Annotated in this window: 24 protein-coding genes; 17 read left to right on the top strand and 7 right to left on the bottom strand. The window is 66.6% G+C overall.

The window, feature by feature from the left end; all coding sequences use genetic code 11:
- Window positions 1-30 precede the first annotated feature (30 nt).
- Together OG326_RS09595 and OG326_RS09590 are read left to right on the top strand one after the other, a co-directional pair.
- The gene (locus tag OG326_RS09595; protein ID WP_327144260.1) at window positions 31-1,050 is read left to right on the top strand and encodes an AraC family transcriptional regulator; all 1,020 of its coding nucleotides are present in this window, start codon (window positions 31-33) and stop codon (window positions 1,048-1,050) included.
- A 97-nt stretch (window positions 1,051-1,147) separates the two neighbouring features.
- Entirely contained in the window at window positions 1,148-2,272 is a 1,125-nt protein-coding gene (locus OG326_RS09590) for a CaiB/BaiF CoA transferase family protein (protein WP_327144259.1), read from the top strand.
- A gap of 104 nt (window positions 2,273-2,376) precedes the next feature.
- On the opposite strand, the gene OG326_RS09585 is transcribed toward OG326_RS09590, so the two are convergent.
- Entirely contained in the window at window positions 2,377-3,321 is a 945-nt protein-coding gene (locus OG326_RS09585) for an SGNH/GDSL hydrolase family protein (protein WP_327144258.1), read from the bottom strand.
- 197 nt (window positions 3,322-3,518) lie between these two features.
- Window positions 3,519-3,941 carry a winged helix-turn-helix transcriptional regulator gene (locus OG326_RS09580; protein WP_327144257.1) on the bottom strand — a complete coding sequence of 141 codons (423 nt, stop codon included), beginning with the start codon at window positions 3,939-3,941 and terminating at the stop codon, window positions 3,519-3,521.
- 104 nt (window positions 3,942-4,045) lie between these two features.
- On the opposite strand from OG326_RS09580, the gene OG326_RS09575 reads away from it, so the two are divergent.
- Complete coding sequence (locus OG326_RS09575) at window positions 4,046-4,771, top strand: SDR family NAD(P)-dependent oxidoreductase (protein WP_327144256.1); 726 nt, start codon at window positions 4,046-4,048, stop codon at window positions 4,769-4,771.
- Window positions 4,772-4,778: 7 nt separating this feature from the next.
- On the opposite strand, the gene OG326_RS09570 is transcribed toward OG326_RS09575, so the two are convergent.
- Complete coding sequence (locus tag OG326_RS09570; protein ID WP_327144255.1) at window positions 4,779-6,206, bottom strand: FAD-dependent monooxygenase; 1,428 nt, start codon at window positions 6,204-6,206, stop codon at window positions 4,779-4,781.
- Window positions 6,207-6,271: 65 nt separating this feature from the next.
- On the opposite strand from OG326_RS09570, the gene OG326_RS09565 reads away from it, so the two are divergent.
- Window positions 6,272-6,928 (top strand): TetR family transcriptional regulator, encoded by a 657-nt coding sequence (locus OG326_RS09565; protein WP_327144254.1) that lies wholly within the window; start codon window positions 6,272-6,274, stop codon window positions 6,926-6,928.
- Here the strand turns inward: OG326_RS09565 and OG326_RS09560 are convergent.
- From OG326_RS09560 to mftR, 3 genes are all read right to left on the bottom strand, one after another.
- Window positions 6,898-7,569 carry a DUF6629 family protein gene (locus OG326_RS09560; RefSeq protein ID WP_327144253.1) on the bottom strand — a complete coding sequence of 224 codons (672 nt, stop codon included), beginning with the start codon at window positions 7,567-7,569 and terminating at the stop codon, window positions 6,898-6,900. The genes OG326_RS09565 and OG326_RS09560 overlap by 31 nt on opposite strands.
- A 161-nt stretch (window positions 7,570-7,730) precedes the next feature.
- Window positions 7,731-8,483 (bottom strand): hypothetical protein, encoded by a 753-nt coding sequence (locus OG326_RS09555; protein WP_327144252.1) that lies wholly within the window; start codon window positions 8,481-8,483, stop codon window positions 7,731-7,733.
- Between the two features lie 102 nt (window positions 8,484-8,585).
- Window positions 8,586-9,218: a mycofactocin system transcriptional regulator gene (gene mftR / locus OG326_RS09550; protein WP_327144251.1), complete on the bottom strand. Its 633-nt coding sequence runs from the start codon at window positions 9,216-9,218 to the stop codon at window positions 8,586-8,588.
- A 112-nt stretch (window positions 9,219-9,330) separates the two neighbouring features.
- On the opposite strand from mftR, the gene mftA reads away from it, so the two are divergent.
- The 11 genes from mftA to OG326_RS09495 all read left to right on the top strand — a co-directional run bounded on the left by mftA (window position 9,331) and on the right by OG326_RS09495 (window position 19,713).
- The gene (mftA, locus tag OG326_RS09545) at window positions 9,331-9,441 is read left to right on the top strand and encodes a mycofactocin precursor MftA (RefSeq protein WP_327144250.1); all 111 of its coding nucleotides are present in this window, start codon (window positions 9,331-9,333) and stop codon (window positions 9,439-9,441) included.
- Window positions 9,419-9,712 carry a mycofactocin biosynthesis chaperone MftB gene (mftB, locus tag OG326_RS09540; protein WP_327144249.1) on the top strand — a complete coding sequence of 98 codons (294 nt, stop codon included), beginning with the start codon at window positions 9,419-9,421 and terminating at the stop codon, window positions 9,710-9,712. The genes mftA and mftB overlap by 23 nt, the downstream gene beginning before the upstream one ends.
- Before the next feature lie 16 nt (window positions 9,713-9,728).
- Window positions 9,729-10,955 (top strand): mycofactocin radical SAM maturase, encoded by a 1,227-nt coding sequence (gene mftC, locus OG326_RS09535; RefSeq protein WP_327144247.1) that lies wholly within the window; start codon window positions 9,729-9,731, stop codon window positions 10,953-10,955.
- Window positions 10,955-11,644, top strand: a complete 690-nt coding sequence (gene mftE / locus OG326_RS09530) for a mycofactocin biosynthesis peptidyl-dipeptidase MftE (protein ID WP_327144246.1) — start codon at window positions 10,955-10,957, stop codon at window positions 11,642-11,644. Before mftC ends, mftE begins: the two co-directional genes overlap by 1 nt.
- Before the next feature lie 424 nt (window positions 11,645-12,068).
- Window positions 12,069-12,878: a mycofactocin-coupled SDR family oxidoreductase gene (locus OG326_RS09525; protein ID WP_327144245.1), complete on the top strand. Its 810-nt coding sequence runs from the start codon at window positions 12,069-12,071 to the stop codon at window positions 12,876-12,878.
- Window positions 12,875-14,338, top strand: coding sequence for a mycofactocin biosynthesis glycosyltransferase MftF (gene mftF / locus OG326_RS09520; protein ID WP_327144244.1), 1,464 nt, complete (start codon window positions 12,875-12,877; stop codon window positions 14,336-14,338). The genes OG326_RS09525 and mftF overlap by 4 nt, the downstream gene beginning before the upstream one ends.
- A complete protein-coding gene (gene mftD / locus OG326_RS09515) occupies window positions 14,338-15,528 on the top strand; it encodes a pre-mycofactocin synthase MftD (protein ID WP_327144243.1) in 1,191 nt (396 codons plus the stop codon). The genes mftF and mftD overlap by 1 nt, the downstream gene beginning before the upstream one ends.
- A 69-nt stretch (window positions 15,529-15,597) precedes the next feature.
- Entirely contained in the window at window positions 15,598-16,197 is a 600-nt protein-coding gene (locus OG326_RS09510) for a TetR/AcrR family transcriptional regulator (RefSeq protein WP_327144242.1), read from the top strand.
- Window positions 16,198-16,220: 23 nt separating this feature from the next.
- Window positions 16,221-17,810: a flavin-containing monooxygenase gene (locus OG326_RS09505; RefSeq protein WP_327144241.1), complete on the top strand. Its 1,590-nt coding sequence runs from the start codon at window positions 16,221-16,223 to the stop codon at window positions 17,808-17,810.
- Window positions 17,807-18,652, top strand: coding sequence for a mycofactocin-coupled SDR family oxidoreductase (locus tag OG326_RS09500; protein WP_327144240.1), 846 nt, complete (start codon window positions 17,807-17,809; stop codon window positions 18,650-18,652). Before OG326_RS09505 ends, OG326_RS09500 begins: the two co-directional genes overlap by 4 nt.
- The gene (locus OG326_RS09495) at window positions 18,649-19,713 is read left to right on the top strand and encodes an alpha/beta hydrolase (RefSeq protein ID WP_327144239.1); all 1,065 of its coding nucleotides are present in this window, start codon (window positions 18,649-18,651) and stop codon (window positions 19,711-19,713) included. Before OG326_RS09500 ends, OG326_RS09495 begins: the two co-directional genes overlap by 4 nt.
- 4 nt (window positions 19,714-19,717) lie before the next feature.
- On the opposite strand, the gene OG326_RS09490 is transcribed toward OG326_RS09495, so the two are convergent.
- Window positions 19,718-20,092, bottom strand: a complete 375-nt coding sequence (locus OG326_RS09490; protein ID WP_327144238.1) for a cupin domain-containing protein — start codon at window positions 20,090-20,092, stop codon at window positions 19,718-19,720.
- Between the two features lie 80 nt (window positions 20,093-20,172).
- On the opposite strand from OG326_RS09490, the gene OG326_RS09485 reads away from it, so the two are divergent.
- On the top strand, window positions 20,173-20,619 hold the full coding sequence (locus OG326_RS09485) for a MarR family winged helix-turn-helix transcriptional regulator (protein ID WP_327144237.1): 447 nt from the start codon (window positions 20,173-20,175) through the stop codon (window positions 20,617-20,619).
- Between the two features lie 80 nt (window positions 20,620-20,699).
- Window positions 20,700-21,377 carry an APA family fibronectin-binding glycoprotein gene (locus OG326_RS09480; protein ID WP_327144236.1) on the top strand — a complete coding sequence of 226 codons (678 nt, stop codon included), beginning with the start codon at window positions 20,700-20,702 and terminating at the stop codon, window positions 21,375-21,377.

The following is a 21,377-nucleotide window of genomic DNA, read 5'->3' as shown; positions in this document are numbered from 1 at the left end:
GGCTTCCGATTCGGTTGGTACGGTCGGCCCGTGCCCCCCGATGCCGACAACACCCTGCCGATCGCCCGGGTACGCGCCATGGTCGATCTCGCGGTGCGCCGCGGGTGGGATGTGAACGCCTTTCTCGCCGAGGCGGGCATTCCGCCGATACTGCTGACGGAGGAACGCTCCCGCGTCACCTGGAATCAGGGCGCCGAACTGGTGCGGCGACTGTGGGTGGCCACCGATGACGAACTGCTCGGTCTCGGGCTGCAACCGGTGCCGCGCGGCACCTTCCGGCTGGTGTGCTTCGGATTGATCAGCGCACCGACCCTCGGTGCGAGCATCCGCCGGTTCGAGAGCTTCGAGCGGTCGCTGCCGGGGTTCCCGGGGATCGTCCTCACCACGGACGCGGACGAAGCGCGACTGGCCTTCGACATCTCCGGCATCGCACATCCGATCGGCATACTCATCGACACCATGCTGGCCATCACCCAGCGGTTCCTCGGCTGGATGATCGGCGGCCGGATCCGACTGCGGCGGGTGGAGCTGTCGTATCCGCGCAATCCGGAGATCGATGACTACGACGTGGTATTCGGTGTGCCCGTGACCTTTTCGGCTGCCAGGCCGACGCTGATCTTCGACCTCGCCCAGCTGGACGCTCCGATCGTGCGCACCGAGGACGATCTGATCGACTTCCTGCGCGATGCCCCCGCGGGTGTGCTGGGCACCCGCAGCTATTCGGTCTCGCTCGCCGCGCAGGTGCGGCGGATTCTCGAACGCGGTCTCACCGGTGAGTGGCCCGGCGTGGACGATATCGCCCGGGAGCTGCTCATGAGCCCGCAGACGCTGCGCCGCAGGCTGCAGGAGGAGCACACCACCCCGCGCGAGATCCGCGAAGAAATCCTGCGCGATGCGGCCATCGCCGGGCTGGTGCGTGGTGACGAAACCGTGGCCGCCCTCTCCCGCCGGCTCGGATTCTCCGAGCCCAGCGCCTTCTCCCGGGCCTTCCGGCGCTGGACCGGCAGCCCGCCCGGGTCCTATCAGCCGGGCCGGGCGGCGGCCGACTGAGCGGATCGGTCAATTCCGCGAGCAGCCGGGTCATTGGCGCGGACGCACGGCCGACCTACCGTCACAGCAGAGCCGACAAGAACAGAGGAGTTCACTCGTGACGGGACCACTTCGGGGAGTCAAGGTCGTCGAGATGGCCGGGCTCGCGCCCGCGCCGTTCGGCTGCATGATCCTCGCTGATCTGGGCGCGGAGGTACTGCGCGTCGATCGCGGCGGAGCGCCCGCCCCCGGCCTCACCCCGCCGGACGGTCCGCTGGACCGCGGTAAGCACACCATCGCCTTGAACGTCAAAGACCCGGTGGATCGCGAAACCCTGTATGCCCTAATCGAACAGGCCGATGTGTTCGTCGAGGGTTACCGGCCCGGCGTTGCCGAACGCCTCGGTATCGGGCCGGAGGATCTGGCCGCGCGCAACCCCCGGCTGATCTACGGCCGCATGACCGGCTGGGGACAGGACGGCCCACTGGCGCCGCGCGCCGGGCACGACATCAACTACATCGCCATCTCCGGAGCGCTCGATCTGGTCGGCCGCGCCGGGGAACGGCCCGTGCCCCCGGGCAATATTCTCGGCGACTTCGCCGGTGGCGGAATGCTTTTGGCGCTCGGAGTGATCTCCGCACTGTACGAGCGGGCCCAGTCCGGCAAGGGCGAGGTGGTGGACGCGGCAATGGTCGACGGCTCCGCACTGCTCACCGCCTTCATGCACGGTATGCACAATGTGGGCCTCTGGAACGCGCCGCGCGGTGAGAATCCGCTCGACAGCGGCGCGGCCTTCTACGACACGTACGAATGCGCCGACGGCAAGCATGTAGCCGTCGGCTGCGTCGAACCACAGTTCTACGCACAACTTCTCACGATTCTCGACATCGACGATCCGGAACTCCCGTCCCAGCTCGACCCCACCGGCTGGCCCCGCCTCAAAGAGATCCTCGGCGCGAAATTCAAAGAACGCCCCCGCGACGAATGGTCCCTGCTCTTCGCCGACTCCGACGCCTGCGTAAGCCCCGTCCTGAGCCCCTGGGAAGCCCACGAACACCCCCACAACCAGGCCCGCAACGCCTTCATAGAAATAGACGGCCTCCGCCAGCCCGCCCCCGCCCCCCGCTTCACCCGCTCCCCAACCACCACCCCCACCGGCCTATCGAAAGACCCCGAACAAACCCGAAACCTATTGTCCACCTGGGGCGTACCAGCGGAAGCCATCTCCCGCATCACCAGCTGACAGCAGTCTCGCCCAGCTGATCACGCGGCGGGGAGCATCACATCGCGCGATGCCCCCCGCAGTCGATTTCCTTGCAGTACAGCCGATTAGGCCGAAGACGGTAGTCAGCCGTTGGCGTGGCCGGTCAGGAACTGTTGCAGGGCTTGGGAAACGGCGGTGTCGCCCTGCAGGGTTGGGTGGCCGGGTTGGCCAAAGAAGTCCGAGCCGGGGGTGAGGATTCCGTTCAGCCAGGGGTCGGGGGAGCAGAGGCCGTGGCCGGCGGTGACTGCGGCGGCGTCGAAGTAGTCGACGCCGAGTAGGGCGGCGGCTGTGCGGGGGGCCTGCTGGACGCTGTCGAAGACGTCGGTGACGGCGCCGGCGTGGGGGATGCCGAAGGGGACGCCCAGGACGCCCATGCAGATCGACTGGTCGCCGGGGGTGTGCAGTTCCTGGTATCCGACGAGGACGATTCGGGCGTTCGGGGCGTAGTAGCGGATGTAGGTGATGATGTCGCGGAGGTGGTCGGCGTAGTCCTGGCCGGTCAGCAGGGTTGGGGGGAAGTCGTCGGAGGCGGCGTCGGCGGTGCTGCAGCCGTGCAGGACGTTCAGCAGGCACGGGACCAGGGCCGACTGTGCCGCGTGGCCTGCGCCCCAGACGTCGTTCAAACCGAATTGGAGCAGCACGGTTCGGGTCCGGGTTCCGAATGCCCCATCCGCGGCAGCCTGCCGCGCTTCGGTCAGGGCCGTCCAGTAGGGATCGTCGCCGTGGCGGTACAGGTACGCGCCGACACAGGACACATCCTCGACATCGTTGTTCTGCGACAGTCCCATTCGCTGCGCAAGCTGAGTCGGCCAGGAGGTGGCCAGGTGGGGGCAGGCCACACCGGCCGGCTGGGCCTGCATGGTGGCCAAGGTGGCATTGGCGGTGTTCGAATCCCCCATGACGACCAATGACTTACCGGAATCCGATTGCCCCGGTGCGTTTTCCGCACCAGCGACCGGCGCCGTGAGGCCGCCCAGCATCACCACCGACCCGAAGACCATTGCGGCAGCGAAGTGGAGAGAGCGCATCAGATAAAACCCTTTCGAGGACCCGCGATCGAGCCTTCACCCGACAGCCCTCGCAAGATAAAGGATATCATTTCAGAATTGTGGGGATTCGCGCCCCCAATTCCTAGGGCATCGAATCCCCGGCGCATTCGACTTCCGCTCCCGCTCGGCGTTGTGCATATTCCAGAGCAGGCCGGCTGCTCGCGCAAGTGCGGGGATCAGTCCGATCCGGTTGACGTCGTGGATCTTTCGGTGACGCGAGTGCGGTTGCGATGGATTTCGTCGTGGTGGTCGGAGGTCCATTCGATCAGCGCGGTGACGATGTCGAGCAGTCCCCGACCCAGTGGAGTGAGTTCGTACTCCACACGCGGCGGCACCTCCGGGTAGGAGACCCTGGTCATCAACCCGTCATGGGTGAGCTGGCGCAGAGTGAGAGTCAGCATGCGCTGGGAGATACCGGTTACCGCGCGGTGCAGATCGGTGTAGCGCAGCGGGCCTTCCTCCAGCACGGCGATCACCAGCAGGCTCCACTTGTCGCCGACGCGGTCGAGAACCTGGCGGATGGAAACCAGCCGTTCGGCGGAGAGACCGGCACACGGTCCGATGACGGCTGCCGACTCCGATACGGGCTTGACCTTCATTACGCACATTCCCCTCCGGCACAGACATCAATGTGCCTTTTGTACGGACCTCCATCCTGGCCCATTCTGATGCCCCGCACAAAAAGTAGGAAATGGGGTATCTCATGTCGAAAGTGATCGCGGTCTTCGGAGCAGGCACCGGACTCGGCGCATCGGTCGCCCGGCGCTTCGGAAAAGAAGGTTTCCGAGTCGCCCTGGTAGCGCGGCGCAAAGACCGCCTCGAAGCCCTCGCCGGAGAACTGGCCGAGGACGGCATCGAGGCGGTCGCCTTCGCCGCCGACCTGTCCGACCCCGCACAGGCGCCCGCCCTGATCACGGACATCCGCCGGCACTTCGGCCGGATCGACGTCGTCGAGTACGGCCCCATCGGCCTCGACCAGACCTTCACTCCCGCAGCCGAACTCGACGCCACGATCATCGCGGGCCTCGTTCCGCTGCTCTTGCTCACCCCGATCGAAGTGGTCCGCGCGGTGCTGCCCGAATGGATCGAACGCGGGGACGGGGCCTTCCTGCTGACCAACGGTCACACGGCCGTGCAGCCGCTGCCGAATCTCAGCGGACTCGGCCCGGTCATGGCGGCCGCACGCAACTACGTGTTCTCGCTGCACGGCGAGCTGGCCGAGGCCGGCATCTATGCGGGCACCCTGGCCATCGCCGCCTACATCGCTCGCAGCGAGATCGCCGAATCGAACTCGATCACAACGGAATCGGGGTTCCCCGTCGTCGATCCCGACGACCTCGCCGAGCACTACTGGTTAATGTACGTCGCCCGCGACCGGATCGAGCAGATCCACCCCGAGAACCCCGGCCCGCACCCCGCCGGCCAGTAGCCGAGCCTCAGCCGAACCAGCGGGTGAGAGCGGTTTCGAGTGGTTGATCGTCGGCGGCAGACCAGGCAATGTAGCCGTCGGGCCGGATCAGGACGGTATCGAATTCCGTATCGGCCTTGGCGGTGACGTGATCGACCCGGTCGGCCCAGCGGTCGATCGACCTCGGGGTGTCGTCGAGCGAAAGCAGCAGGCCGCGACCGGAGTTCAGCAGGCGGCTCACTCGCGTCGGGCCGTCCGGAGTGGTCAGATCCAGGTCGATCATGCGCGGGCCGATTCCGGGGTACTGGGTGTCGAGGCCCGACATCAGGCCTGAGATGTAGTGATTGGATTCGGGCTGCCGGAGCAGATCGGTGAACAGGTCACGGACCGCGGCGAGGTTCTCGTCCTGGCCCGGGTTCATGATCACGCCCTGTGCGCGGGTGGTGCGCAGCACCCGTGCGGCGACGGGGTGGCGCTCGGTGTGATAGCTGTCGAGCAATCCGCCGGGCGCCCAACCCCGCACTGTCGCAGCGAGTTTCCAGCCCAGATTGACGGCGTCCTGAATGCCGAGGTTCACACCCTGGCCGCCGATCGGCAGGTGGATATGCGCCGCGTCCCCGGCGAAGAGCACCCTCCCCTCCCGATAGCGCTCGACCTGCCGGGTGGCGTCGCTGAACCGGGATGCCTCGCGCAACTCACCCAACCGCGTCTCGGGCCCGTATACCGCCCGCAGCGCTTCGTCGACTTCCGCTGCGGTGACAGGTGTTTCGCGATCGGGCGCCGCGCTGCCGAGCTTGCCGAATATCAACCGGTACTGATCACCCTCGATGGGATGCAGGACACCGAGGAATCCGGCAGCGCGCTTGATGTACCGGCTGAAGTGTTCGGACGAATCGCTGACCGCATCGGATCGGGACGCGAGGGTGAGATCGGCGACCACCGAGGACATCGTGCCCGCGGTACCGGGGAACGGGACGCCCAGCAGTTTGCGAACCGCGCTGTGCCCGCCGTCGCAGGCGACGAGATAGCTGCCGCGCACATCTCCGACGGTGACACCCTCGGCGTCCTGTTCGATTGCCGACACCTCATATCCGCGCAGCACCGGCACACCTAGGTCGAGGAGGCGCTGTTCGAGAAACGCCTCCAGCCGGGCCTGCGGAAGGGACACCGGATACGGATGCCGGGTCTGCCACGACCGGCAGTCCAATTCGACTGGGAGACCTGCGAAATGGCCACCGAACTCACCCCGGTGCAGTGCGCGGTCGAGGAGCGGATCCAAGAATCCGCGCAGGTCGAGAACCTCGGCGGTGCGCGGTTGCAGCCCGCCCGCCCGGGACTGCGCGCTGCGCGTGAGCTGCTTCTCGAGCACCACGACCGGCACTCCGGCCAGGGTGAGTTCATTGGCCAGCATCAGCCCAGTCGGACCGGCTCCCACCACAATCACTTCGGTCTGCACGTCATCCTCCAAAGTAGACTCGATGCAAGAATACACTCGATCTACTAATGCGCTAGAGTCCTCGCATGACCGAACCGATGGGATTGCGGGAACGCAAGAAGGCGCGCCTGCGCGAGACGATCGCGGCCACGGCGATCCGCATGTTCCTCGAATCAGGGTTCGACCAGGTCTCCATCACCGATATCGCGCGCGAGGCGGAAGTCTCCCGGCGCACCCTCTTCGCGTACTTCCCCACCAAGGAAGACCTTGTCCTGCAACGGTTCGCCGACCACGAGCAGGAGGCGGCCAGGACGGTCCGCGCACGGCCGGCCGATCAGCCCCTCGACGCACTGCGGGAAGCGCAACTGGACGCACTGCGGCGGCGCGATCCGAACTCCGGCCTGAACGACGACCCCGAGATCATGGCCTTCCTCCAATTGATCAGCGGCACCGAAACTCTCGCGGCAAGGCTGCAGCGCTACACCTCACGCGGGGTGGATGCGCTGGCCGATGCATTGCGCGAGAAGGATTTCGATCCGCTCACCGCACGCCTCATCGCCGCCCAGGTGATCGTGGTGCAGCGCGAACTCGCCTTGCTGAATCACCGATGCCTCGTCAAGGGCGAATCCGCCGCAGACCGCTACCCCGAAGCGGTCCGAGCCGCCAACCATGCGTTCGATCTCCTGCGTGACGGCCTGGGAGCTGGTCGGCCTCAGGGGTTCGGCAAGGGAACCAGCGGCTGACCGTGGTAGCGATGCGGATCGGGAAGTCGGCGACGGCGCACCATGTGCACAAGCACCAGTACCGACATGACGGCCGCGTAGACGCACCACAGTGATGCGAACGCCTGGACATACAGCGCGGCCGCCACCACCAGGCCGATCAGGTTGAGAACCCCGAACGCGACGATCGACGGGTATCCCGACATGAGTGCCGGTCCGATGACGGCCACGACATAGAGGACGGCCCATACAGGCATATTCTGCGCACCGGTTTGATAGGCCAGGCAATACGGATGTGAAGTCACGCCCACCGGATCGGTGACGAGGACTATCGCGAAATAGGTCGAGACAACCGCACCGAGCACCACAAAGGGCGCCACTCGAAGGCGCGCGCCGCGCGGTTCGAGCAGCAATATCGAGAGCGGAAAGAGCGTCGGTAGCAGCGGTAGCGCAATCAAGAGATAGGCGAATACCGCTACGTGCGCGAGCCCGGCCGAAACATTGCCGTTCAGTCCCGCCCAGACAATGGATTCGATGTACTGGTGCAGCGCGAATATCGCCGGCAGCAATGCGAACGGCAACTCGCGCCAGTGTTTCACCTCTCGCAGCGACAGTGCGGCGACCGGCAGCAACGCGGTACCGGCGACCAGGTCAGCTGTCATCGAGAAGCACATGGCTGAGTGTTGCACAGTTCCTGCACACCAGCGGTGACCCCGCCGAGCGTGTGCACACGCCAACTCGGCTGGCAGTCAACGATTGTGACGCACCGCCACGCGTCTCCCAGGTCGGCGTCGAGCCGAGCCCGGGGAGGCGCGCCGGAATATCAATTGCTGGTGAGAGCCTTCAGATCGGCCTGGAGCGCGGCGAGGTCGAAACCCTCAGGGCTGCGGCCCGCGGTGAGAAGTTCGGTGGAGAGGTAGACGAGCGCTTCATCGCAGTAGCGGGTGTAGAACTCGGGCGTCATTTCCTGGACCCGCCCCCAGGTGATGACGGAAAAGAGGCCGCTGCGGCGCGCGACAACCGGGACGTAGTGTCCGCCGGAGATTTCGGGCGTGCCCGGCTGAACATCCCAGGGTTTCTGATCGCTGAATTCCTGCATGGCATACGCGGGGAATTGGAAACCCATGCCCGCGGCGCCGAAAATATATGCGGCAGCGGCGAGTTGAGCGGGGTCGCCGGGGGTGAGAGCCACATACGCACCCACCCGATGGCGCTGACCGGCGGAGTCGATGATGCCGATGCGACGGCGGTAGGACGCGGCGGCCTGCACATCGGTGCCGACATCGGTCTCCGGCCGCTTCGGATCGTAACCGGTGATTGCCGAGTAGTCGGATTCCACTGCGGCGGTATCGAATTGGACGGTATGACCCGCCTCCCCCGCCCAGACCATGGTCTCGTGGGCCGCACCCGCCAGCACGCAGTCGCCGACGGTGTCGTTGCCGAGCATCCCGTAGGCGGGGATGACCTGCTCATGGCCGAACTCGGCCGGAATATCCGGCAGCACACTGGAATCGAGATACGTCGACAGCTTCAGCTGCACGGCATCGGGCCGCGCCGGTAGTTTTCCGAACTTCATGAACAGCTGCCCCTCCGTGGTGCGCTCGCCGTCCGGAATGACGGGCGTGACCGCGCTTCGGATGAAGATACCGGCCGCGCGCGGGGTCAGCGCACTCAGCGATTACCGCCGGGCCCCGGCCTCGGCGGCCGCCGGAGCGAACCCGGCGCTCAAGGCTCGCAGTGCGAGATCCAGGTACACGGTGAGATCGCTGTCCGCACTGATCACCCAGCGATCGAAGGCCGCGCGGCAGACGGCGAGGGTGGCCCGCCCGATCGCGAGCGGGTACAGCCCGTCCGCGGGTTGCCCCATGCGGCGGCCGGCGAATTCGCTGACGGCCCGCTCCCACGCGTCGTAGTGGGGCCCGGCGCTGGCCTGCGCGCCGGGCGCGGTGCCGAGCAGATTCATGCGGGCGCGCAATTCGGGCGCGTCCTGAGCGAGATACACATTGGCGGCCACCACCACCTGGCGAATGGCGTCCATGAGTTCGACCTCATCGGGCACCTGACTGAAGGCCAGCCGCAGGCGCTCGACCTCGCCGTCGAACTGGTACCAGAGCACGGCCGATTTGGACTCGAAGTAGCGGAAGAACGTCCGGCGACTGATTCCCGCCTCGGCGGCGATCTGCTCGACCGTCGTCTCCTCGAAGCCCTGTTCGGTGAACAGGCGGATCGCGATCAGCTCCACCGCGCGCGGACTCGTTCCCAGCGGTCGGCCGCGGCGCGCGGGTGCGCGGTCTTGCTCGTCGGGAGTCACCAATGTCCTCATTTTCGGCCGGGGTCTTGATTCTGTCACACGGTGCCGTTAATGTCCGAAACCATATCTGTCACACAGTGACGAAATTGGCATCGCACTCGAAGGAGTTCGCATGAACGACGAATCCACCCACGCTTCCCTCGAACAGTCGGCCACCGACGTCATCGCCGAAGAGGTTCTGGTGGAAGAGGTTTCGATCGATGGCATGTGCGGTGTCTACTGAGGCCCCGGGCTTCGACCTGGACACCCCCTGGGGACTGCACCCCAAAGTGTCGATCCGGCCGGAGCAGTTCGGGGCGCTGCTCTATCACTTCGGCACCCGGCGACTGTCGTTCCTGAAGAGCCCCACCCTGCTGCGCGTCGTCGACCGCCTCGATACCGAGCCCAGCGCCCGCGCGGCCTGCCTGGCCGCCGGGGTTTCCGAGCAGCAGTTGCGCAGCTACGCCACTGCGCTTGCCACGCTGGCCGATTCGACGATGATCTGCCCACGATGATGAAAGGCCGACCGCGATGACCTTGGCTGCGGACCCCGCCGGATCGCTCGTCGATCAATTCCAATTCGGCCTCACGGCTCCCATCTGCCTGACCTGGGAGCTGACCTACGCCTGCAATCTGTCCTGCGTGCACTGCCTGTCGAGTTCGGGGCGGCGCGATCCGCGCGAGCTGAGCACCGCGCAGTGCAAGGCCGTCATCGACGAGCTGGAACGAATGCAGGTCTTCTACGTCAATATCGGCGGCGGCGAACCCACGGTGCGGCCCGACTTCTGGGAACTGGTGGACTACGCCACGGAACACCATGTCGGAGTCAAGTTCTCCACCAATGGCATCAAGATCACGCCGGAGGTGGCGCAGCGCCTCGCGGGCAGCGATTACGTCGATGTGCAGATCTCCCTCGACGGTGCGACCGCCGAGATCAATGACGCGGTGCGCGGGCCGGGTTCGTATGCCACCGCCCTGCGCGCCATGCGGAATCTGGCCGATGCCGGATTCCGCGACTTCAAGATCTCGGTCGTGATGACCAGGCAGAACATCGGTCAACTCGATGCGTTCAAGGCCATCGCCGATCGATTCCACGCCCAATTGCGCATTACCCGGCTGCGCCCCTCCGGTCGTGGCGCCGATGTGTGGGATGAGCTGCATCCGACTGCCGGACAGCAGCGCGAACTCTACGATTGGCTGCTCGCACACGGGGAACAGGTGCTGACCGGCGATTCGTTCTTCCACCTGGCCGGGTACGGCGAGGCGCTGCCGGGTCTGAACCTGTGCGGCGCGGGCCGGGTGGTCTGCCTGATCGATCCGGTCGGCGATGTCTACGCCTGCCCGTTCGCCATCCACGAGAACTTCCTGGCGGGCAATGTTCTCGATGCCGGCGGCTTCGAAAAGGTCTGGCAGAGTTCGGATCTGTTCACCGAACTGCGCGGGCCGCAGACGGGCGGGGCCTGCACCTCGTGCTCGGCTTTCGATGCGTGCCGGGGCGGCTGCATGGCCGCGAAGTTCTTCACCGGACTGCCCCTCGACGGACCGGATCCGGAGTGCGTCAAGGGTTTCGGCGCCACCGCACTGTCCATGCCGACCATCCCCGATCGGCCGAAGCCGTCGCTGGATCACTCGCATCGCACCCGCAAAAGCGTTCCGGTGCAGCTCGGCTGGGGGCCGCCGGACCGCGTCGTCCCCGATCGCGCCTGCGATGAGAACCCACTGGCAGGCTTCACTCCCGCCGCCCCGATCGGCCGCTGATGACTCGGCTCGCCGAGCTGACCTCACCCGAAATCGGCGTGCGCGCAACCACTTCGGTGCTGGCGATTCCGATCGGATCGACGGAACAGCACGGCCCGCACCTGCCGATGTCCACCGACACCGATATCGCCTCGGCCCTGTGCGAACGGCTCGGCGCCGCCCGCGACGACGTCCTGGCGGCACCGGCACTCCCCTACGGCTCCGCGGGCGAGCACGCCGGATTCCCCGGCACCCTCTCGATCGGGCAGACCGCCCTGGAACTGCTCATCGTGGAGTTGTGCCGCTCGGCCTGCGACACGTTCGACCGGGTCCTGCTGGTCTCCGCGCACGGCGGTAACAACGAACCGCTCACTCGTGCGGTCCGGCTGCTGCGCTCCGAATCGCGAGACGTCCAGCTGTTCTGCCCGCGGTGGGCAGGCGATCCGCACGCCGGGCACCAGGAGACATCGTTGATGCTGACGCTGAAACCCGAACTCGTGCACATGGATCGCGCCGTACTCGGCGATCCACGCCCGCTCCCCGAGATCATGCCTCTGCTGCGTTCCGGTGGCGTGCGCGCCGTCACCGAGACCGGCATTCTCGGCGACCCGACCGCCGCCGAAGCCGAGGCCGGCCGCCGCCTACTCGAAACCCTCACCGCCGCACTGCTCGACAGCGTCAGCGCCTGGCTCGAACCGGCAATGCCGTGATGACGCGAACAGTCACGGCCAGCGCGCGCGGTATGGCCGACTACCTCGCGAGCAGCCGTACCGAGCCCGGCACACGCTGCGCCCCGACCGCTGCGGGCCTTCCGAAGCCCGCTCTGGCGCAGCGCCCGACGACCCACCACCACGCTCGAGTCAGAGGGTCCATAACTCGACGGGGAGCTACGGCGGGTATGGCCGCCGTGAGCGTGGCTGTTGCGGGTATGGCTCCCGCGAACGTGACTGTTGCGGGTATGGCTCCCGCGAACGTGACTGTTGCGGGCGTGGCTCCCGCGAACGTGGCTGTTGCGGGTATGGCTCCCACGAGCGTGACTGTTGCGGGCGTGGCTCCCGCGAACGTGACTGTTGCGAGCGCGGCTGTTGCGAGCGTGGCTGTTGCGGGCGTGGCTGCGGCGTCCAGTGAATCGGCGTGGCCGTGAGCGGGCGGGTGGCGGTGGTGACCGGTGCGGCGCGCGGGATCGGGGCGGCTACGACAATGGCGCTGATCACGGCTGGGTGGTCGGTGCTGGCGGTTGACTGCGTGGCGGACGATTCGGCGCTGCCGTATCCGATGGCTACGGAGGCCGATCTCGATGACGTGGTCGCGCAGGGGCGTGTGCTCGCCGGGGATTCGGGGCGGATTCACCACTACCGCGCGGATGTTCGGGATTGTGATGCCCTGCAGGCGGCCGTGGACGAGGCGCAGCGGCGTTGGGGGCGGATGGACGCCGGGGTTGCCTGCGCCGGTGTGATCGCCGGTGGTGTTCCGCTGTGGGAGATGCCGGAGGCGCAGGAGAAGGCTGTGCTCGATGTCAATCTCGGTGGGGTGATATCTCTTGCGCGGGCTGTGATTCCGGCGCTGCTGCGGCAGCCGGAACCGCGCTCGGGGCGTTTTCTGGCCGTCGCCTCCGCGGCCGCGACCAGCGGGCTGCCGATGCTGGCGGCCTACTGCGCCGCCAAAGCGGGTGTGGCCGGGCTGATTCGGGCGCTGGCCGTCGAGCTGGGCGGCACCGGCATCACCGCCAATGCCGTCAGTCCGGGATCGACCGATACTCCGATTCTGGCCGAGAGCGCACGGCTCTACGACCTGTCCGGCCCTGCCGCCTTCGCCGCACAGCAGCCGATCGGGCGACTGCTCGATCCGCGGGAGATCGCGGCCGCGCTGGCCTTCCTCGCCTCCCCTGCCGCCAGTGGCATCACGGGCGCGGTATTGCCCGTCGACGGCGGGCTGGCGCTGTGAATACCGGACTGCCGCAGGGCTTTCACCTTGCGATCGATGCCGACACCGTGCAGGTCGACACCGATACCCTGCGTGGCGGATCGCCGGTAAAGGTGCTGCGGCTGTCACCGCGCGGACGCACTGCGTGGTCCGAATTGTGCAGCGGCCCTGTGCGTTCCGCCGCCGGAGCGGCCCTGGCACGCCGTCTCACCGATGTAGGCCTGGCACATCCACGACCTCCGGTACCGGACACCGCCTACTCCGTGACCGTTGTCATCCCGGTCAAGGATCGGGCTGAGATGCTCCGGCAATGCCTGGCGTCACTCGACGGGGCGTATCCCACCGTGGTGGTGGACGACGGCTCGCAGGACCGAAATGCACTGGCGGACATCGCCACCGCACGTTCGTCCACGGTGGTGCACCGCCCGCGCTGCGGCGGCCCCGCCGCAGCCCGCAACACCGGCCTGCACTCGATCAGCACAGAGTTGGTCGCCTTTCTCGACAGTGACTGCATCGCCACCACAGGCTGGATCGAGAAACTCGCCCCGCATTTCGCCGACCCGCTGGTAGCGGCCGTCGCTCCGCGCGTCCTCGCCCTGGACGCGACAACGTCGGCCGGGCGCTACGGCGAGGTCTCGGGCAGCTTGGATATGGGTGCGGCCGAGGGCCGCGTGCTACCGGGTTCCCGAATCTCCTACGTACCCAGTGCCGCGCTAATTGTGCGCCGAGAAGCATTGCGCGACATCGGCCTATTCGACGAGCGCCTGCGCTACGGCGAAGACGTCGACCTGATCTGGCGGCTGCACGAGGCGGGGTTGCGCATCCGCTACGTCCCGGCCGTCCAGGTGCACCACCGGGAGCCGCAGCACTGGCCGGAATTGCTGGCCAGGCGATTCCGCTACGGAACCTCGGCAGCGCCACTGGCGCAACGACATCCGAACGCCATGGCTCCACTCGTCGTGCACCCGTGGCATACCGCCACCGTGCTCGCCGCAGTCACCGGGCGACCGGCGCCGACCGCCGCGGCTTTCGGACTGTCGCTGTGGGCCACCCGAAGCGCACTGCGCCGAGCCGGACTGCCCACCACAGGCACGCTCGCGACCACCGGCACCGGCCTGCAACAGACTTGGCTAGGCCTGGGGCGCTTCATGATTCAGTTCAGCGGACCGGTTCTCGGCGCACTGCTGCTCCGCAGTCCGGGCAGACCGGCACCACGCCGACTGGCCCGTGCGGCCATCGCCTCGCTGCTGCTGGGCACCCCCTTGACCACGTATTTCCAGCGTCGACCGAGACTGGACCCGATTCGCTTCACACTCGGGCAGCTCGCCGACCACGCCGCCTACGGCGCGGGCGTCTGGGCGGGTTGCCTCCGATACCGCACCACCGTGCCGATCCGGCCGATCCTCGCTCGACCGCCCCGCCGAATCGGCGCTGCGACAGCACGATCGGCCGCACAATCGACAATGAAGGGATCCAAGTAATGGCCAACCTCTGGTTCGAGACAGTGGCCGAGGCGCAACGCCGCGCCGAACGCCGCCTGCCGAAATCGGTGTACGGCGCACTGATAGCCGGCTCGGAATCCGGAATCACCCTGCGGGACAATATCGCGGCGTTCGGCGAGCTGGGTTTCGCACCGCATCTGGTCGGGCAGACCGAACATCGCGATCTGTCCACCACCGTGCTCGGACAGCAGATCTCGTTGCCGGTCATCATCTCTCCGGTCGGAGCGCAGGCGATTCACCCCGACGGCGAGGTGGCCGTCGCACGCGCGGCGGCCGCCCGCGGCACCCTGGTGGGACTGAGTTCCTTCGCGGGCAAGTCCGTGGAGGAGGTCACCGCCGCGAATCCGCGCACACTGCTGCAGATCTACTGGTCCGGCGACAAGGATCAGCTGCTGCAGCGCATGGAACGCGCGAAGGCCGCCGGGGTTGTCGGCCTGATTGTCACACTGGACTGGTCGTTCAGTCACGGCCGCGATTGGGGTAGCCCGGCGATCCCGGAACGAGTCGATCTCAAGGCGCTCATCCACTACGGTCCGCAGGCGCTCACCCATCCCCGCTGGCTGTCGACCTTCGTGAAGTCCGGTCGCATCCCCGACCTCACGGTCCCCAATATGGGCATCCCCGGCCAACCCTCGCCGACCTTCTTCGAGGCCTACGGGGAATGGATGCAGACCACCCCGCCCACCTGGGAGGATATTCGCTGGCTGGTCGAACAGTGGTCGGGCCCGGTACTTCTCAAGGGCGTCATGCGAGTCGACGACGCCCAACGCGCGGTCGATACGGGTGCCGCCGCGATCTCGGTGTCCAATCATGGCGGCAATAACCTCGACACCACGCCCGCCTCGATTCGAGCGCTCCCCGCCGTCGCGGCGGCAGTCGGCGACCAGATCGAAGTGGTACTCGACGGCGGTATCCGGCGCGGCGGCGATGTGGTGAAGGCGCTCGCGCTCGGCGCCCGCGCGGTCATGATCGGGCGGGCGTATCTCTGGGGTCTGGCGAGCGCGGGTCAGCCGGGTGTCGAGAATGTGCTCGACATTCTCAGCAGCGGAATCGATTCCGCGTTGCGCGGTCTGGGCCGGAGCAGTGTGCACGAGCTGACTCCGGACGACCTGGTCGTTCCACCCGGATTCGGCCGAGAACTGGGCGCTGTTCGAAATATGTTGCCGTAGCCGAGAATACGAATCCGTTCGAGGATTGGGCATTGACCTCTTTGAACACTTTGACGTAAAGTGTTCAACATGAACAACGCGATGGAGCGTACGGCAACCGAAGACTTTCCGAATGACTTGGTTGCCGGTGCTGCGGAGTGTGTTCAGCGATTCGGTGTCCGCGGATTCCGGCTGACCGATGTCGCCAAGGCCGCCGGGGTATCCCGCGGAACGGTGTACAACTGCTTCGGCGATAAGGAAACCGCACTCAATGCGGGCCTGGCGTATATCTGCGACGCATTCATCGACGGCTTGGCGACCATTGTCGAACCCCGGGTCACCCTGCGTGATCAGGTGGGCGCGGCGGTCGCAATGATCTACGAGCACATGAATACTCCGCAGGTGCTCGCTCCCCCGCTGCGCACCGAGAGCGTCATCGCGATTCTCCTGGAGCACTACGGCGAAAACCTCGTCTACCGCTGGGCCGGCTTCTGGGCCCCCCTCGTCATAGCCGCACAGGAACGCGGCGAGGTCGACAGCGCAATGAATCCCATGCATGCCGGCGATTGGATCGTCCGGGTATTGCTCAGCTTGGAAATACTCCCGTCTGTCGTGCTCGGCTTCGACAGTGCGGACGATATGGCGCGGCACACCGGCGATCTCTTGATCAATGGACTTGCCCCGCGCTGATCACGTGGAAGGATGTACAACGGATGGCAAGTGACTATTTCGAAGTCGCCATCATCGGGGCCGGACCGGGCGGAATAACCGCCGCGCACTATCTACAGCGCGCCGGCCTCACCAATTTCGTCATACTGGAGCGCGCCGATGATTTCGGCGGAAGCTGGCGGGACAATTTCTATCCCGGCCTCGCCGTCGATGTTCCGACGCTGTTCTACCAGTTCCCGTTCGCCCGAAAACCGGACTGGTCCAGGCTGTTTCCCGACGGTCCGGAGATTCAGCGCTACAACAGGGAGGTCGCACAGCGGCTCGGCCTGTACGCGCACTTCCGCGGAGGCTCCGCCGTGGAGCGCGAGGTCTGGGATGAACACAACCAGGTCTGGGTGCTCGATATCGCAGGGCAGCAGCCGGTTACGGCACGCTTTGTCATCAATGCGATGGGCGGGTACATCAATCCGAAGTCCAGCGATCAGATACCCGGGACCGATGAGTTCGCGGGCACCATCCTGCGCCCCAATGCGTGGGATCCCGAATACAGTTGCGCTGGAAAACGAGTGGCGCTGATCGGCACCGGATCCAGTTCGGTGCAGATACTTTCGGCGATCGCGGGCGAGGCGCAGTCGGTCGACGTCTACCAGCGCACACCGGCCTGGATTCTGCCCAAGCCGGACGCAGAGATCTCGGCGCGGGTGCAGAAGGTGCTGGCGCTGCCCGGTGTTGTCGCGGCGCTCAACGGCGTGGTGCTGGCACTGATGGATTTGCCGCTACAGCTCATTTGCAATGTGCTGCCGAAACTTCCGCGTTCGCTGCTCGCCACGGTATTGCCGCAGTACGACAAGATCTGGCGGTCGGTGTATCGGCTGCTGCTGCGCCGAGAGGTCGCGAATCCGGTCGACCGTGCGGCGCTGGTCCCCGGCTACGGGATCCTCGCCAAGCGGCCGATTCTCAGCAGCACCTTCTTCCCGGCGCTGGCCTTGCCGTCGGTATCGCTGATCACCGACCCCATCGAGCGCGTCACCACCGACGGCATGCGCACCACGGACGGCGTCGAACGGCCCTACGACCTGATCGTGATGGCCACCGGCTACGAATTGTTCACCGATCCGGAGGCGTACCGCACCGGACGGATTGTGGGCGCATCCGGACTGGATCTCGCAGAAGACTACCGGCGCAATGGATTACGCAGCTACGGCGGCAGCGCCCACTCCGGCTTTCCGAACCGGTGGGCCCTGGTCGCTCCGCAGGGGTATGTCGGTGTCGCCTGGCACACCTTCATCGACCTGACGGCACGCCATGCCGTCCGCATCATCTCCGAGGCCGCCCGGCGCAGAGCCACCGTGGCACAGGTGCGGCCCGCGGCATTCGACCGCTGGGTGGGCCGAATGCGCCGCAACGAGAAGCTGATTCGCACCTACACCGTCGACTGCAATCCGGGACTCCGGACCTACTTCGTCAACTCGCAAGGTGACGCGGTCTACTACCGACCCCAAACCATCAGTGGCGCTTGGTGGTTCAGCAGGCGTTCGCCACTGAGCGACTACGAGTTCGCCCGTGGCGGACCGCAGTCCACCCCCGCAGCACAAGACACATCTGATCGACAAGAAATCGAGGCACGTGCATGACCGTCGCAGCATCCGGCGTTACGCCGCAAGAGAAGACCCTGACCGGAAAGGTCGCCTATGTGACCGGCGCGGCGCGCGGCCAGGGCCGTTCGCACGTCCTGAGTCTGGCCCGGGCCGGCGCGGATATCGTTGCCGTGGACGCCTGTACGAATACCGAGTTCAGCGGGTATTCGATGGCGGAGCCGGAGGATCTCGCGGAGACCGCGCGGCTGGTCAAGGCCGAGGGCGGCAATATCCTGACCAAGCAGGTCGATGTTCGCGACCTCGAAGGTCAGCAGAGCGCGGTGGCCGAGGCCATCGCCCAGTTCGGGCGGCTCGACATCGTGGTGGCCAATGCGGGCGTCTGCAGCTGGGGCCGGCTCTGGGAGATCTCGGCGGAGCAGTTCGCCGAGACCGTCGATATCAATCTGACGGGCGTCTGGAACACCATCAAGGCGACGGTGCCCGCCATGATCGAGGCCGGAAACGGCGGCTCGATTATGACCATCAGCTCCTCGGCCGGGGTCAAGGCGCCCCCGGGCTGCGGCCATTACGCCGCAAGCAAATTCGGCGTGGTGGGCCTGACGAAATCGCTGGCCATCGAGCTCGGCGAATACGGCATCCGGGTGAATGTGCTGCTCCCCTACGGCACCAATACCCCGCTCGGCAATGACACCTCGATGTACAAGATGTTCGAGCAGTACCCGTCCTACGTCTACAGCTACACCCCGAACCTGCTCAAGGCCGACGGCCTCGTCGAGCCGGAAGAGATTTCGGATGTGGTGGTGTGGCTCGCGGGCGACGGGTCCCGGGTTGTCACCGGCACCCAGATTCCGGTCGACAAGGGGTTCCTGGCCCGGTGACCACACAGCACAGCGCCCCGGCGCCGGGTGTGGATCGGATCGCCAGGGCGCTGCTGCGCGGTTCCTCCCACCTACTGAAAGTCCTTCGGCCGCAGAACTTCCGGAACTTCGATGTGGTGATCGACGGCCAGACCCTCGACCCCGGCCTGCGGCGGGCCATGGGATTGTTCAGCCTGATGCCGCGAAAGCCCATGGGCGACATCCCCCTTCGCTACTCCAGATCGGCGATGAACTTCGGCGGCCGCATGCTCGGCCGCGCACTGCCGCAGCGCCGGGTCGAGAATCTGGAGATCGACGGGGACGGCGGCCCGATCCCCGCCCGGCTGTACACCCCGCTGGAGCTGTCCACCGGCGGCGCCCTCATCGTGTTCTTCCACGGTGGCGGCTGGACCGTGGGCAGCATCGACGCCTGCGACAATGTCTGCCGCTTCCTGGCCGACCGCTCCGGATTCCCGGTGCTCTCGGTCGGCTATCGGCTCGCCCCCGAGCATCCGTTCCCCGCGGCCGTCGACGACGCGATGTCGGCGTACCGCTTCGCCCGCGAGAACGCCGAATCGCTCGGCGCACTGCCCGATCGCATCGTCGTCGCGGGTGAGAGCGCGGGCGGCAATCTGGCGGCGGTCGTCTCCCAGCAGGCCACCGCGGCAGGCCTTCCGCCCGCTTTCCAGCTCCTGTTCTGCCCCATCACGGACGTCTCCCGCAAACGCCGCTCGTATTCACTCTTCTCCGACGGCTACGTCCTGACCGAGGCCCACATGGATTGGTTCCGCGAGAACTACCTGCCGAACCCAGTGCACACCACCGACCCCCGGGCCTCCCCGCTACTTGCGCCTACCTTCACCGGCCTCCCGCCCACCTACGTCGCGGTCTCAGGTTTCGACCCCCTCCGCGACGAAGGCGAGGACTACGCCCACCGCCTCCAACAGTCCGGCGTCCAAGTAGCTCTCCGCCGCCACCCGTCCCTGATCCACGGCATCATCTATGGCACCGCCTTCGGCGGCACCGGCAGCTCCGTCCTCCTGGAAGCCATTGGCGCACTTCGCTTCGCGCTCGCCCAGTAGGCGGTCAGTTGACCCAGGGCGGGTTGACGATTGTGCCGTCGGGGAGTTCGCCGGTGAAGCCGACGGCTGCGGTGACCATGACGACGGCGGGGGTGGCGGCCGGGTTGTCCAGGCGGATGGTGGATCCGGCGGGGGCGACGGCTGCGTCACCCGGAGTGAGGGTGGTGGACTCGCCCTGGATGGTGAGGGTGAGGGAGCCTTCGAGGAGGACGAAGGCTTCTTCGCGGTGGATTCGGTGGGCTACGCCCTGGATGCCGGGGGCGATTTCCAGGCGCCAGACGCAGAGTTCGGCGCTGCCGGTGGCCGGGCGGACCAGCGGGGTGAAGGTGGAGCCGTGCATCTGGTGGGACTCGATGTCTGCGGTGCGGATAACCGGCATGTTCAACACTTCCTTTAGTCAAGTTGCTTGTCTATATAGTCAAGCTTGTTGACTTTCCTGTCAAGTGCCAAGATGCACACATGCCCGCACCCGCCCAGGATTTGCCGATGCTGCTGCTCGCGGCCGCCGCCGAGGTCACCGATGCCGTCGATCGGGGGGTCGTCGCGGCCGGGTTCACCGATGTGCGGCCCACGCACGGCTTCGCCTTCGTGCGGATGGTGCCGGACGGGGCGACGGTGGGTGAGATCGCCGAGCATCTGGGGGTGACCAAGCAGGCGGCCAGTCAGTTGGTCGACGAGCTCGTCAAAAGGGGCTATGCCGAACGCAATCCGCATCCGCACGACGCGCGGGCGCGCTTGATCACGCTCACCGAGCGGGGCTGGGCCTGCACGCGGGCCGCCGATGCCGCCGCGGCACAGTTCACCGAGCACTGGGCGCGGGCGCTGGGACCGGCGGCGGTTGTCGAGCTGCGGAATATGCTCGCGCATGTCGTCACACCTGGCCGGGTGCGCCCATCGGGCTGGTAGCCCGATCGTGATCAACCCGTCCGGCGCGCCGCATCGGCCGCTACAAATCCTCTGACCAGCGCTGTTGTTAGCGTCGCGGGGTGGAACCGAACCAGGTGCGGCCGCCGGAACCCACCGCCTCGCTACCCGGACCCGACGCTTCCGAGAGCTCCGAATCGGCCGTATCGCCGCGCGTAGCGCACGGGGTCATCGCGCTCTGCGTCGCCGCCCTGGTCGCATCACTGGCGGGGATCGGCTACTCGGCGTTCCTGCAATTGCGCCGCTCCCATGACGAGGCCGATCGCACTGTCAGCACCGCGGCCGGTCTGAGTTTCGTCACCCCGGACGGCTGGCAGCAGATGCCGCAGGAGAACGACGGCGATCATCTGGTCTTCGGTCAGGTCGCCCTGCAGCGGAGCGGTGGCGGCGACGGGATGATCCTGCTCGGCAAGCTCGACCAATCCCTCTTCGCCGCAGCCGAATCCGATGACACCCGGGCGGCCTGCGCACTGGGCTCCGGTATGGGTGAGTTCTTCTTCCCCGACTCCGGCAAGCGGGTGGACACCGAAACCCTCGACCTGGAGGGCCGCGAGGTCGCCGGCGAATCATGCTTCTACCGCATCGCCTTCGACACCGCCGCCAGCCCCGAAGCCGAGATCTATTCCGCCGTAGTCCAATCCGGGGCCCGGCGCTGGTGGGTCAGCTGGATCGGCGATGCCAAGGCGCCGGTCGACAAATCCGCCGCCGAGCAGCTGGCCGAATCCATTCGCCCGCTGTAG

This window comes from Nocardia sp. NBC_01327, from assembly GCF_035958815.1.
Lineage (GTDB): Bacteria > Actinomycetota > Actinomycetes > Mycobacteriales > Mycobacteriaceae > Nocardia.
Note: the sequence above shows the minus strand (reverse complement) of the source record. Positions and strands in the feature narration are given on the sequence as shown.

Coding starts and splice junctions, on each gene's coding strand:
- OG326_RS09585 (WP_327144258.1), bottom strand. CDS start 3,321: ATGCGCTCTCTCCACTTCGCTGCCGCAATGGTCTTCGGGTCGGTGGTG.
- OG326_RS09580 (WP_327144257.1), bottom strand. CDS start 3,941: ATGAAGGTCAAGCCCGTATCGGAGTCGGCAGCCGTCATCGGACCGTGT.
- OG326_RS09575 (WP_327144256.1), top strand. CDS start 4,046: ATGTCGAAAGTGATCGCGGTCTTCGGAGCAGGCACCGGACTCGGCGCA.
- OG326_RS09565 (WP_327144254.1), top strand. CDS start 6,272: ATGACCGAACCGATGGGATTGCGGGAACGCAAGAAGGCGCGCCTGCGC.
- OG326_RS09560 (WP_327144253.1), bottom strand. CDS start 7,569: ATGACAGCTGACCTGGTCGCCGGTACCGCGTTGCTGCCGGTCGCCGCA.
- OG326_RS09555 (WP_327144252.1), bottom strand. CDS start 8,483: ATGAAGTTCGGAAAACTACCGGCGCGGCCCGATGCCGTGCAGCTGAAG.
- mftA (WP_327144250.1), top strand. CDS start 9,331: ATGAACGACGAATCCACCCACGCTTCCCTCGAACAGTCGGCCACCGAC.
- mftB (WP_327144249.1), top strand. CDS start 9,419: ATGGCATGTGCGGTGTCTACTGAGGCCCCGGGCTTCGACCTGGACACC.
- mftC (WP_327144247.1), top strand. CDS start 9,729: ATGACCTTGGCTGCGGACCCCGCCGGATCGCTCGTCGATCAATTCCAA.
- mftE (WP_327144246.1), top strand. CDS start 10,955: ATGACTCGGCTCGCCGAGCTGACCTCACCCGAAATCGGCGTGCGCGCA.
- mftD (WP_327144243.1), top strand. CDS start 14,338: ATGGCCAACCTCTGGTTCGAGACAGTGGCCGAGGCGCAACGCCGCGCC.
- OG326_RS09510 (WP_327144242.1), top strand. CDS start 15,598: ATGAACAACGCGATGGAGCGTACGGCAACCGAAGACTTTCCGAATGAC.
- OG326_RS09505 (WP_327144241.1), top strand. CDS start 16,221: ATGGCAAGTGACTATTTCGAAGTCGCCATCATCGGGGCCGGACCGGGC.
- OG326_RS09500 (WP_327144240.1), top strand. CDS start 17,807: ATGACCGTCGCAGCATCCGGCGTTACGCCGCAAGAGAAGACCCTGACC.
- OG326_RS09490 (WP_327144238.1), bottom strand. CDS start 20,092: ATGCCGGTTATCCGCACCGCAGACATCGAGTCCCACCAGATGCACGGC.
- OG326_RS09485 (WP_327144237.1), top strand. CDS start 20,173: ATGCCCGCACCCGCCCAGGATTTGCCGATGCTGCTGCTCGCGGCCGCC.